This window comes from Sebaldella termitidis ATCC 33386 (genome assembly GCF_000024405.1).
In the GTDB taxonomy this organism is placed as follows: Bacteria; Fusobacteriota; Fusobacteriia; order Fusobacteriales; family Leptotrichiaceae; genus Sebaldella; species Sebaldella termitidis.
Window position 1 is genome coordinate 1,761,912 of record NC_013517.1, and the last position, 12,220, is coordinate 1,774,131.

The following is a 12,220-nucleotide window of genomic DNA, read 5'->3' on the forward strand; positions in this document are numbered from 1 at the left end:
GAATTGAAATATTTTCAGAAGCTTATAGATAATGAATTAAAAGATATGAGTGCAGAAGAGAGGGACACATACAGAAAAACTTCCCTGATAACATTTCAGATGCTGGCCGAAGAACTGGAAGACAGAAAAAAAGAGTTTGAACAGAGAATTTTTGATTCAGTGAGAGTAAAAGAAAAAGAAACAATAATATATACAGCATTGATTCCGGAAAAAAATTATTATCTGTATGAGGATTTTATGTATCCAATAGTGAAAAAATCTGTTTTGACAGCTGACAGACTGGAGCCGCTGGCTGATAAAGAAAGAATTTTTAAAACAGTATTTATAAAAAAATCATATTCAGAATTAAAAGAATTAGAGGGTAGAATATTTGAAGCCAACATTGTAGGAAATAAAAGATATTATGATATAAATGTAAAGCTGGTACCTGATGAAAGATTTATAAAAAAAATGCATGAGCTTTATGATGTATTTGATGTAAACGGGATAAAATGGAGAACGCTTAACACAGCATATGCAATGAAAATGTATAAAGTAGTTCAGGCAGAGGAAAATCCTGATATGGAATCAGATATTTCAATGTTTGCTGATTTTGAGGTTTATGTGGACTTTGAAGAGCTGGAGGGGAGTATTTATGAGGAGCATATGCTTGTATGGAATATAGAGGAAAGAGATATAATAAGTACACATCTTGTGAGACCCACAGAAGACAGAATTCACTATGAACATACGATAAAACTGAATAATGAAAAAGGAGTGTATATTTATCCGAGGGAGCATATATTTCTGAGTTATAAAGAAAAGGAAACGCTGTATGTCATAACAGATAATAAAGAAGGCAGTATTTGGAAAACCTGGATAATCAAAGAAAATATAAATAAAAAAAGATTTGAAAATGCAGAATTTCCTCTTTTGAATAATGAAAAAAATTATAATTTCCTGAATTCATTGAGGGCGGAATCTGAAGTAAAAATGAGAAGTGAAGCTGAAATCAAAAGAATAATAACAAGCTATAAGGCATTGGAAAATAAAATCCTTTATAAAGATTATTATATGACGGATAAAAGGCTGGAGAATACATTGGAATACTATGATATGAACAGTTTTTTGACAGATGAATTTAGGCTGAAAGGAAGAGGTGAAAATCTTTATATTTATTTTGAAATAAATAAACGGGATTACCTTACAGAGGATTTTCTCAGTTTCATAATTTCAGATATCCAGCTTAAGTTTCATGAATATAACTGCATAGGGGTGGAATATGGAAGAACGGTTTAATAAAGAAAATTTTCAGTATATATGGTCTTTGCTGCTGAATGATAACGGTCTGGAAAAAGAGAAAATAAAATTTGTGAAAAGCCGCATGATATCACCTTATTTTGAGCTGAACCAGAAAAATATAAATGATGTTATAACAGAAAAAAATAAAAAAGGATATACAATAGAAACTAATCCTTTTTTCAGATTTGATAATATCTACAGTCTTTTATTAAATCCAGATGCAGAAGCAGAGGATAAAAATCTAAAGGAAAGTCTTTTGAATATAACTTTGCATTTATTGGGAAATTTTGATTTATATGCGGGACAGACAAAAAAAGATTTTTACTGTAAAGAAATAGTGCGCGATATGGAAAGCGGAGCTGTCGGAGAAAAGGTGAGAAATAATCTTTTGTTTTTGAATATGAAAGAAAAACTTATTATAGCTGAGGTATTTTTAGAATATGACGAAGGCAGAAATCAGATAAAATGTCTGAAGAAAATAGTAAAAAAATTTTTCTCTGAATCTATTGTGTATGATAATAAGTATTCAGATAAAAATATAGTTATTTATCTGGGGCATAAAAAGGATATTAAAACCAGAAAAATAACGGGAATTATTAATGAACTGTTTATCCCTCTGGGTCTGAAACCTAAGTATTTCTATGAATATCATTTTGGTGTTTTGGGAATAGGGGAAACATTAGTAATTGGAAATATGGCAGTTTATTGATAATAATCTTTATAATACCGGGGTGAAAAAATGAAGTTAAAAATAAGTATATTCAGCAGCAATACTGATGGTGAAAATCAGGATGGGATAATCCTTACTTTCGATGAAATAATTTCTGTAAAATATAAAACAAGAACAGCAGAATACAGAAATTTTGCAAATACAGACAGTGAAGTGAGAGTAAGAATAAAGGGAAGGATGCTTTCAGTACTAAAAGGATCAGATGATGAACCCCTTTTTTCCGGAGTGAGCTCAGCGCTGGAGGAATATAAAAACAATAATTTTGAAAGCAGTACGGAAGGTCTGAAAAAAGAATATGCAGGGAAGCTGAAGTTTTTGAACGAAAAAGTATTTCAGGGAATTGAAAAATTTGATACTGATAATTTTTATGAACACAATAAAAAAAATATTGCGGATCTAACAAAATGGGCACTTGATTATAAAAGCAGCAGTGAATACAAAAATATAATAATGGAAATAAATCTTGGAAATGAAAAAACAATGGATCTGCTGTTTGAAAATATGTATGTGGAAAATTTTGAACAGGAATTTGATATAGAAAAGGGAAACGGGGAATTTCTTCTTGAGCTGAAGCAAAAATATTACAGCGGTAATAAAATAAGAATAGAATAGGGGGTAAAAATGAATTTTGAAAGATATGAAAAAAAGGACCTGACTGTTATACTTAACGAAAATGAGGTAAAAGGAGGAATGATCAGGGAATTTCTTATGAAAGGGGATATTAACAGACATAAAACTTTGAAATTAAGAATAGAAACTGCTGAAGAAGATGAAGGAGCGTACAAAGAATTAAATCAGATAAAAGACTGTAAAATAGAAATCTGCATGGATAAAAACAATGGAAATGAAAAAACAGAAAAAGTAATAGTTTTCAGCGGATATATAAAAAGATCGCGATATATAAGCTACGGCAGCAGAGGGAGACAATTCGAAGCCGAAGCATATTCAAAAAGTGAAAAAATGGACAGAGAAGAAAAATACAGAGTATTTCAGGATATCAGAATGACATTCAGACAGGTAGCCGAGGAATTGCTGAAAGATTATAAAAATGAAAGAATAAATATGTTATTTTCAGAAGAAGCAGAAATTTCAATAAATGAACTGACAGTGCAGTTTGGTGAAACTGACTGGGAATTTTTGCTGCGTCTGGCTTCACATAAGGGACTGGGAATACTGTCTGTACACGGAGGAACTCTCACTTTTGGCTTTGTTAATGCCGGAATTGCCAAAAATGAAGATATGAAATATACAGATTATGAAATGATCAGAGAAGATGAACAGATGATTTATAAAATTTATTCAACACAGATATTTAATATCGGAGAAAGTGTAAATATAAAAACTCCCGAGGGTGAGAATGAATTTATGATAAAAAGCGGTAAAACAGAACTGAGACACTCAGTTTTTCTGGGTGAATATGAATTGGTTCACATGGATTATAAAATGAAAAGAATAAGAAATAAAAATATAAAAGGCTGTGTAATAGAAGGAAAGGTAGAAAAAGTATTTCAAAGAGACAATATAGCTGTTATGCACGTGGAATTTTCCAAGGGACTTGCAAAACTGGGCAAAAGCTATGATGATTACGGTTTTGAGAGATATACCATTCCTTATAGTGTTTTTTACAGCACTACTAATACAGGTCTGTTTTGTACACCGGAAATTAATGATACAGTCGATGTATTTTTTCCGAATGAGGAAGAAAAATTTGTGCGTGTAAACTGGAGTGTAAATAATACAGGAAGCGGCAGATTCAGTGATCATAGCAAAAGAAACTTTCATATAAATGAAGGGGATTTTAATATGATAATAGATAGAAATGAAGTAAATGTACTATCGGGAAAATCGTATATGATGAAATCTCCGAATATTACAGAAGAAGCTGACAAGTTAATACACAGAGGGATACAGAGTTATATTGCAGTGTCTGACGGTATCATGGGGATAGAGGCATTGGAGGATCTGCTTCTTTACGGGAAAAATCTCGTTCTGAAAGGAAAAGAAGAATCTGTGGTCATTGAATCTAAAGAAGACATCAGATTAAAGGGGGAAAAAATACATAATAACTGAATTATACTAATTACGAAAGAAATATTTATACAGCAGAAAAAGAAGTCAGAATAAAGACTTCTTTTATAATATATATTAATTAAGAAGGTAGCAACAAAGCATTATCCCGAAAATTCTTCAATAACATTTCCTGCAAGGATACCATAAAGAAAATAGCTGTATTTTATTTCACCGCACAGCTCGTGAATAAGATCAGTGACAGCTTCAAAATCAGTATTCTCTGCGGTACTTAATTTTTCAAAAAGCTTCTTTTCAATTTTGTTAATAGAGGAATTATCAGTATTATTTTCAAAAATACTTTCCAAAAATTGAAACAGCAAATTTTTTTCCCTGAATTCATCCATAAAGTAAAATACCTCCCCTGTACATTTGTGTATAAAATTATTTAATCATTAAAATTAAATATAATGATATAATATCATTTTTCTCTGAAATACGCAAATCCAGTGATAGAAAGTAATCTACTATACTTTGGTAAGAAAAAAGGGACTGTTTAAAACAGATTTTCACATGACATTCTCAGTCGTAAAATCTTATATCAAACAGTCCCTTTAATTTATAATAATACGTTACCATAATACAAGGAAAGAGCCGATTAACGGTATAGTGAGCATAAATATGAGGGCTAATTCCACGATAGTAGGTTTATTTTTATTTCTGATATGAAATTTTATGATCATTAAAATAATAAACCATATAAAAACGCTAATAATCACTAATAATTCAAACATAATCCCACCTCCGGAAAGAAAATCTTTCTCTGTTTTTATTATACATTATTTTTATTTATATTTAAAGTGAATACTTGTATATGAAAAATAAAAATACACAGCGGAAAATCTAAACAAAATGAAAAACAAAATAAATTAAAAAAAATAAATTTATTTTTTATTTTTTTAAACAAAAAATAATTCATTTATTAATCGAAAAATTGACTAAAAGGCAGATACATGTTATATTTTAAGGATGGGAAGCATAAGGAAAGGAGGATTTTATATAAATTACAGCGCTTTAACTAAAGTAATGCTTATTTTAAGAAAAATTACTAAGAATATCAGTTTTTGGTTCCCATTCAAAAGTGGAAAATATAATATATAAAAAGTTACAGAAAAATTGTAACAGATTTTTTCAAATAATTGAACAAATTTTTTGAAGTGAATAAAATGTAGTTCACTGGAAACAAAAAATATTTTTTTGCTTTATCTGTAGAAAACACATAAATAAAGGCTTTTATAGTATTTTTTTATATTAAGAAATGAAAAAAAGTGAAATGAATGAAAAAAAATACAAAAAACATATTGACAAATAAAAAAATTAGGGTACAATGAAATAAAGATCATTCATATTAAAAAAATACAGCATTATATTTAAAAGAGCTAAATAACGTGGGTTTCTGCAGTGTACAGCAGATAATGAATTTAATTTTAGAGAATGAGGTGTGAAAATTGGAAATAAAATTAACAGAATACGCAAGAAAATGTGGCTGCGGAGCAAAGCTTTCTTCTAAAAAGCTTTCGGAAGTGCTGGAAAAATTACCTAAAGTACACAATGAAAATTTAATTGTAGGAACAGAAACTTCTGATGACGCAGGAGTTTACAAATTAAATGATCAGATGGCAATAATCCAGACTGTAGATTTTTTTACCCCGATAGTAGATGACCCTTATACATTCGGCGTTATAGCAGCGACTAATGCTCTGAGCGATGTTTATGCAATGGGCGGAGATCCTGTAACGGCATTAAATATAGTCTGTTTTCCAAATCGTATTGACCTTTCAGTATTAGGGGAGATTTTAAGAGGAGGCATCGATAAAGCTAAAGAAGCCGGTGCTATTATAGTAGGGGGCCATACCATTGAGGACGAAGAGCCGAAATACGGCATGGCAGTAACAGGTATTATTTCTCCTGACAAAGTATTAAAAAATTATGGTGCCAGAGTTGGGGAAGTCCTCATACTGACAAAGCCGCTTGGAATAGGAATTATAAGTACGGCGATGAAAGGCGGAAAGGCATCAGACCATTCTAAAGAGGCTGTTATTAAGTCAATGACAACTCTAAATAAATATTCTTCAGAAATAGTAAGAAAATATAATATCTCAGCCTGTACAGACGTAACGGGATTCGGACTTATGGGTCACTCATATGAAATGGCGAGTTCTTCAGGTGTTACGATAGTACTGGACAAAGAAAAAATTCCATATATAAAAGAAGCGGAAGAGTATTCAAAACAGGGACTTGTACCCGGCGGTATGTTTAATAACATGGAATACCTGAAAGATAAGTATGAGTTTATTGACATTCCGGAATACTTAAGCAATATTGTATTTGACCCGCAGACATCAGGGGGACTTTTGGTATCATGCAGCAGTGAAGATGCCGAAAAGATGCTGGAAGAATTAAATAAACTCGAAATCAAATCGCACATAATAGGAACTGTAGCAGAAAAGCAGGAAAAATCAATTTTATTCAAATAGTTATAAACTAGATTTATATATAAATTTCTTTATCTTCATAAAAAGTTCTTATGAAGATAAAGAAAAAATTAACAATGAAAGACATGCCGGGAAATATGCGGTATGTGAATAAGTTACTGTACAAACATGTACTTTATAGCCGGTATTTTTAAATACTGAGTTTACATATAAAGTTAATAAAAAAAAATCTTTTAGAGAGGGGAATACCAGAGACAATGGAAGAAATCAGATGGCGTATGAATACAATGCCTAAATCAAACAAAGAGGAAAGTATAAAAATATTAGGAGAGGAAGAAATAATAAAAGTAAAAAACTTCCACCAAAGCTTTCCGCAATATGAGGAAACTCCGCTTGCAGACCTGAAAAATCTGTCAAAAGAATTAGGAGTCGGGGGTATTTATGTAAAAGACGAGTCGTACAGATTTGGTCTGAATGCGTTTAAAGTGTTAGGCGGATCATTTGCAATGGCGAAATACCTGGCAGAAAAATTAGGAAAAGATATATCAGAGTTAGATTATAATAAGCTTATTTCTGATGAAACTAAAAAACAGTTGGGTGATATAACATTTTATACAGCAACAGACGGCAATCATGGTAGAGGTGTAGCTTGGACTGCCAACAGATTAAAGCAGAAATCTGTAGTATATATGCCTAAAGGGTCATCACAAATAAGACTTGATAATATAAAGGCAGAAGGTTCTGATGCTAGTATTACTGATATGAACTACGATGATGCTGTAAGACTTGCCGCTAAAAATGCTGAGGCTACTAATGGAGTAGTAGTACAGGATACTGCATGGGAAGGTTATGAAGACATACCCGTGTGGATAATGCAGGGATACGGAACAATGGCTCTTGAAGCATTAGAACAGCTTAAAAAAGCCGGTGTAGACAGACCAACTCATATCTTTATACAGGCAGGTGTAGGATCGCTTGCAGCAGCAGTACAAGGTTTCTTCGCTTCTGTATTCAAAGATAATGTACCAGTTACTGTAGTGGTTGAACCTGATCTTGCTAACTGCTATTATGAATCAGCAGTTCAAAATGACGGAAAACCTGTAAATGTAGGCGGGGATATGCAGACTATAATGGCCGGTCTTGCTTGCGGCGAACCTAACATAATAGGATTTGAAATATTGAAAAACTATGCAAGTGCATTTTTATCATGTCCTGATTATGTAGCTGCGAAAGGTATGAGAATGCTTGGAGCGCCTATGAAAGGTGATAAGCAGGTTACATCAGGTGAATCTGGTGCAGTTACATTAGGTGTAGTAGCACTGCTTATGAAAGATGAAAGATATAAAGAATTAAGAGAAAAACTGAACTTAAATAAAGATTCAAAAATATTGCTATTTAGTACAGAAGGAGATACAGATCCGGATAAATACAAATCAATAGTGTGGGATGGAGACGTACCAAGCATTGATTTATAAAAACAGTTAATAAAATATGGATAGCGGGCTATCTGATTTTAGATAAATAATTAAATTAAATATGGAGGTTTATTAAAATGGATTTTGATGCAATTAAAGCAAAAGCAGAAGGTTACAGAGCTGACATGACTAAATTTCTTAGGGATCTTATAAGAATACCCGGAGAAAGTGCTGATGAAGAAGGTCACTCAAGAAGAATTAAAGAAGAAATGGAAAAACTAGGTTTTGATAAAGCTGAAATTGATCCTATGGGTAACGTACTTGGGTACATGGGAACAGGAAAAACTTTAATAGCTTTTGACGGACACATAGATACAGTTGGTATAGGAGAAATTACTAACTGGAAGTTTGATCCGTATGAAGGATACGAAGATGACGAAAGTATCGGTGGAAGAGGAACTTCTGACCAGCTTGGCGGAATAGTTTCAGCAGTATACGGTGCTAAAATTATGAAAGACTTAGGAATGCTAAGTGATAAATATACAGTATTAGTAGCAGGAACAGTTCAGGAAGAAGACTGCGACGGTCTATGCTGGGAATATATGATAAAAGAAAGCAAAATCCGTCCGGAATTCGTAGTTTCTACAGAACCAACTGACGGAGGTATCTACAGAGGACAGCGTGGACGTATGGAAATCCGTGTAGATGTTAAAGGTGTATCTTGCCATGGATCAGCTCCTGAACGTGGAGATAACGCAATCTACAAAATGGCTGATATTCTTCAGGACATTCGTGCTCTGAATGAAAATGACGCAGCAGATGACAAAGAAATAAAAGGTCTTGTAAAAATGCTTGATGAAAAGCATAATCCGCAATGGAAAGAAGCTCAGTTTTTAGGACGTGGAACAGTTACTACTTCTGAAATCTTCTTTACATCACCAAGCCGTTGCGCAGTAGCAGATTCTTGTGCAGTTTCATTAGACCGTCGTATGACTGCCGGTGAAACATGGGAAAGCTGCCTTGAGGAAATCCGTAACCTGCCGAATGTAAAAAAATACGGAAATGATGTAAAAGTTTCTATGTATGAATATTCTCGTCCGTCATTTACAGGACTTGTTTATCCAATAGAGTGCTATTTCCCGACTTGGGTAATACCAGAAGATCATAAAGTAACAGCTGCTTTAGAAGAAGCTTACAAAGGTCTTTACGGAGATACACGTATAGGTTCAAAAGAAACAGAAGCTATGAGAAAAGCTCGTCCGCTTACAGATAAATGGACATTCTCTACAAACGGAGTTTCTATCATGGGACGTAACGGAATACCTTGTATTGGTTTTGGACCGGGTGCAGAAGCTCAGGCTCATGCTCCGAATGAAAAAACTTGGAAAGACGACTTAGTAGTATGTGCTGCTATGTACGCTGCAATTCCGTCAACTTACACAAAGTAACAGAAATATTATATAAAAGGGTGTTTATATAATAAATACGGGATTATGAAGAATAATAAAATAAAATTATAAAGGAGAAAATTAATAATGGATAAAATGAAACAATTTGAAGAGATAATAGCAAGACTGGAAAAATTAGATTATAAAGATATGTTAAATGATGATTTCTTTTTAACATGGGACAAATCAACAGACGAGTTAAATTCAGTTTTTGCAGTAGCAGACGCTTTACGTAACTTAAGAGAACAAAACATATCTACTAAAGTATTTGACAGCGGATTAGGAATTTCATTATTTAGAGATAATTCTACAAGAACTAGATTTAGTTTTGCAAGTGCTTGTAATCTTTTAGGTCTTGAAGTACAGGATCTTGATGAAGGAAAATCACAGATTGCTCATGGGGAAACAGTAAGAGAAACTGCAAATATGATCTCTTTTATGGCTGATATAATCGGTATCAGAGATGATATGTATATCGGAAAAGGACATACTTACATGCAGGAAGTATCACAGGCTGTTCAGGAAGGACACAAAGACGGCGTGTTAGAGCAAAGACCAACTTTAGTTAACTTACAGTGTGATATAGATCACCCTACTCAAAGTATGGCTGATATGTTACATATTATCCATGAATTCGGAGGGGTAGAAAACTTAAAAGGAAAGAAAATAGCTATGACTTGGGCATATTCTCCGTCATACGGAAAGCCTCTGTCTGTTCCTCAAGGGATCATAGGTCTAATGAGCAGATTTGGTATGGAAGTAGTACTTGCTCACCCTGAAGGATATGAAGTAATGCCTGAAGTAGAAGAAGTAGCTAGAAAGAACGCTGAAGCTTCTGGAGGAAGTTTCGTAAAAACTAATAATATGGCTGAAGCATTTAAAGATGCAGATATAGTTTATCCAAAGAGCTGGGCTCCATTTGCTGCTATGGAAAAAAGAACTAATCTTTACGGAGAAGGAAAATTCGACGAAATTAATGTTTTAGAGAAAGAATTATTAGCTCAAAATGCTAACCATAAAGATTGGGAGTGTACTGAAGAGTTAATGAAGACAACAACTGAAGGAAAAGCTCTTTACATGCACTGTTTACCAGCAGATATAACAGGAGTAAGCTGCAAAGAGGGAGAAGTAGAAGCATCAGTATTCGACAGATACAGAGTACCTTTATATAAAGAGGCTGGATATAAACCTTATATCATAGCTGCAATGATGTTCTTAAGTAAAGTAAAAGATCCTGTGGCTACATTAAAAGCTCTTAGTGAAGGTAAAAAACCAAGATTTTTTGAAAAATAAGAATATTTAGTATTATTTAGGTGTTAGCGCACATTTTATATAAAATCCATAGGACTGCCTAAAGAGTTGCACAACATCTTACATCATAAAAAAGGCAGTCTTATTTTAATTCAAAATTTTGGAGGAAATAATGAAAAATAGAATCGTAGTTGCATTAGGTGGAAATGCACTTGGGAACAGTGCTAAAGAACAAAGAGATGCAGTAAGAGAAACGGCAATACCGATAGTTGATCTGATTGAAGCAGGACACGAAGTAATACTTGCCCATGGGAATGGTCCGCAGGTAGGAATGATAAATCTGGCGATGGATTCTGCTACAAAAAATCTTCCGAGCTTTGCAGAAATGCCGATAACTGAATGTGTGGCAATGAGTCAGGGATATATAGGCTATCATTTGCAGAGATTCATAAGAGATGAATTAAAAAGAAGAAATATTGATAAAGAAGTAGCTACTATAGTTACTGAAGTATTAGTAGACGGGGATGATCCTGCATTCAAAAGTCCTAATAAACCAATAGGCGCATTCTATACTAAGGAAGAAGCAGAAAAGCTGGAAAAACAGGGATATACTATGATGGAGGATGCCGGAAGAGGATACAGAAGAGTGGTAGCTTCTCCAAAACCTGTGGATATAGTACAAAAGAAAACAATTAAAACATTAATTGATAATTCGCAAATAGTTATAACTGTCGGCGGTGGGGGAATTCCCGTAAAATATGTAGAAGGAAAAGGAACTCTCGGGGAATTTGCAGTAATTGACAAAGATTTCGCATCTGCAAAGCTGGCTGAATTAATAGATGCAGATTATCTGATAATATTAACAGCAGTAGAAAAAATAGCTATTAACTATGGTAAGGAAAATGAGCAGTGGCTTGATAAATTATCAATAGATGATGCTAAAAAATATATAAAAGAAGGACATTTTGCTCCGGGATCAATGCTTCCGAAGGTAGAAGCCGCTTTAGGTTTTGCTGCGTCAAAACAGGGAAGAAGAGCGCTTGTTACATCATTGGAAAAAGCAAAGGACGGGATAGCAGGATTAACAGGAACAGTAATAGTAGATGAAAAATAAAATGTTATAAAAAGTTATGTAATAAATATAATTTAACTTTATACAACATACTTCCAGGCTAAATCAAATATACTTTTAAGTATATTGAAATAAAAAAAGGGCACGAATAAATCAGCCGGGGAAACCCGGTGAAAGAGGTGTAGAAATATGAGCGATGGTGAAGTAAGAGGAAGACTTAAGAGTGAAAGAAATTTTCAGATAAAAAAAATTAAGTCATTTAGGATTAGAAAAAGTCCAGGAGAAGAGAATTTACCATTTGAGAGAGATAATTTAATAAACAGACAAGTGAAAATAAATTCAAATCCATTCTATTTCGGACTTCCACAATTAAATATTGCAGCGATTCCTGTACTCTTGCCAAGCTTGTCATTTTTTACAAATGCAGCAAGGAGAGGAAGGATTCGCCGGAAGTTTATGGCACTTTGAAAAATTGATTATTTTTTTTAAAAATTAAGAATGATTAATTTTTTGAGAAGAAG

General features: G+C 33.2%; 12 protein-coding genes. 10 read left to right on the forward strand and 2 right to left on the reverse strand.

All coding sequences use genetic code 11. From position 1 onward, the window contains the following. The first annotated feature begins 3 nt into the window (after window positions 1-3). Genes STERM_RS08135 through STERM_RS08155 form a run of 4 tightly spaced genes read left to right on the forward strand, consistent with a single transcriptional unit; the run spans window position 4 to window position 4,081 of the window. A complete protein-coding gene (locus STERM_RS08135; RefSeq protein ID WP_041309882.1) occupies window positions 4-1,278 on the forward strand; it encodes a hypothetical protein in 1,275 nt (424 codons plus the stop codon). Continuing rightward, on the forward strand, window positions 1,262-1,990 hold the full coding sequence (locus STERM_RS08140) for a hypothetical protein (protein WP_012861110.1): 729 nt from the start codon (window positions 1,262-1,264) through the stop codon (window positions 1,988-1,990). The genes STERM_RS08135 and STERM_RS08140 overlap by 17 nt, the downstream gene beginning before the upstream one ends. 30 nt (window positions 1,991-2,020) lie before the next feature. Then, on the forward strand, window positions 2,021-2,623 hold the full coding sequence (locus tag STERM_RS21210) for a hypothetical protein (protein ID WP_012861111.1): 603 nt from the start codon (window positions 2,021-2,023) through the stop codon (window positions 2,621-2,623). A gap of 9 nt (window positions 2,624-2,632) precedes the next feature. Next, window positions 2,633-4,081, forward strand: coding sequence for a contractile injection system protein, VgrG/Pvc8 family (locus STERM_RS08155; protein WP_012861112.1), 1,449 nt, complete (start codon window positions 2,633-2,635; stop codon window positions 4,079-4,081). Window positions 4,082-4,182: 101 nt separating this feature from the next. On the opposite strand, the gene STERM_RS08160 is transcribed toward STERM_RS08155, so the two are convergent. Both STERM_RS08160 and STERM_RS22150 read right to left on the reverse strand, forming a co-directional pair. Beyond that, window positions 4,183-4,425 (reverse strand): hypothetical protein, encoded by a 243-nt coding sequence (locus STERM_RS08160; RefSeq protein WP_012861113.1) that lies wholly within the window; start codon window positions 4,423-4,425, stop codon window positions 4,183-4,185. A gap of 225 nt (window positions 4,426-4,650) precedes the next feature. Then, entirely contained in the window at window positions 4,651-4,812 is a 162-nt protein-coding gene (locus STERM_RS22150) for a hypothetical protein (protein WP_012861114.1), read from the reverse strand. A gap of 714 nt (window positions 4,813-5,526) precedes the next feature. On the opposite strand from STERM_RS22150, the gene selD reads away from it, so the two are divergent. From selD to STERM_RS08190, 6 genes are all read left to right on the forward strand, one after another. Beyond that, a complete protein-coding gene (gene selD / locus STERM_RS08165; RefSeq protein ID WP_012861115.1) occupies window positions 5,527-6,555 on the forward strand; it encodes a selenide, water dikinase SelD in 1,029 nt (342 codons plus the stop codon). Between the two features lie 215 nt (window positions 6,556-6,770). Continuing rightward, the gene (gene dpaL, locus STERM_RS08170) at window positions 6,771-7,988 is read left to right on the forward strand and encodes a diaminopropionate ammonia-lyase (RefSeq protein WP_012861116.1); all 1,218 of its coding nucleotides are present in this window, start codon (window positions 6,771-6,773) and stop codon (window positions 7,986-7,988) included. 77 nt (window positions 7,989-8,065) lie between these two features. Beyond that, window positions 8,066-9,376, forward strand: coding sequence for a YgeY family selenium metabolism-linked hydrolase (locus STERM_RS08175; protein WP_012861117.1), 1,311 nt, complete (start codon window positions 8,066-8,068; stop codon window positions 9,374-9,376). Between the two features lie 87 nt (window positions 9,377-9,463). Further along, the gene (gene ygeW, locus STERM_RS08180; RefSeq protein WP_012861118.1) at window positions 9,464-10,669 is read left to right on the forward strand and encodes a knotted carbamoyltransferase YgeW; all 1,206 of its coding nucleotides are present in this window, start codon (window positions 9,464-9,466) and stop codon (window positions 10,667-10,669) included. Between the two features lie 130 nt (window positions 10,670-10,799). Beyond that, window positions 10,800-11,741, forward strand: coding sequence for a carbamate kinase (gene arcC / locus STERM_RS08185; RefSeq protein ID WP_012861119.1), 942 nt, complete (start codon window positions 10,800-10,802; stop codon window positions 11,739-11,741). Window positions 11,742-11,888: 147 nt separating this feature from the next. After that, window positions 11,889-12,167 carry a hypothetical protein gene (locus tag STERM_RS08190; protein WP_012861120.1) on the forward strand — a complete coding sequence of 93 codons (279 nt, stop codon included), beginning with the start codon at window positions 11,889-11,891 and terminating at the stop codon, window positions 12,165-12,167. Window positions 12,168-12,220 lie beyond the last annotated feature (53 nt).

Bases quoted from the DNA above. Each gene is read 5' to 3' on its own strand.
- STERM_RS08160 (WP_012861113.1), bottom strand. From the start codon at position 4,425: ATGGATGAATTCAGGGAAAAAAATTTGCTGTTTCAATTTTTGGAAAGT.
- STERM_RS22150 (WP_012861114.1), bottom strand. From the start codon at position 4,812: ATGTTTGAATTATTAGTGATTATTAGCGTTTTTATATGGTTTATTATT.
- STERM_RS08175 (WP_012861117.1), top strand. From the start codon at position 8,066: ATGGATTTTGATGCAATTAAAGCAAAAGCAGAAGGTTACAGAGCTGAC.
- dpaL (WP_012861116.1), top strand. From the start codon at position 6,771: ATGGAAGAAATCAGATGGCGTATGAATACAATGCCTAAATCAAACAAA.
- ygeW (WP_012861118.1), top strand. From the start codon at position 9,464: ATGGATAAAATGAAACAATTTGAAGAGATAATAGCAAGACTGGAAAAA.
- STERM_RS08155 (WP_012861112.1), top strand. From the start codon at position 2,633: ATGAATTTTGAAAGATATGAAAAAAAGGACCTGACTGTTATACTTAAC.
- STERM_RS08190 (WP_012861120.1), top strand. From the start codon at position 11,889: ATGAGCGATGGTGAAGTAAGAGGAAGACTTAAGAGTGAAAGAAATTTT.
- arcC (WP_012861119.1), top strand. From the start codon at position 10,800: ATGAAAAATAGAATCGTAGTTGCATTAGGTGGAAATGCACTTGGGAAC.
- STERM_RS08140 (WP_012861110.1), top strand. From the start codon at position 1,262: ATGGAAGAACGGTTTAATAAAGAAAATTTTCAGTATATATGGTCTTTG.
- STERM_RS21210 (WP_012861111.1), top strand. From the start codon at position 2,021: ATGAAGTTAAAAATAAGTATATTCAGCAGCAATACTGATGGTGAAAAT.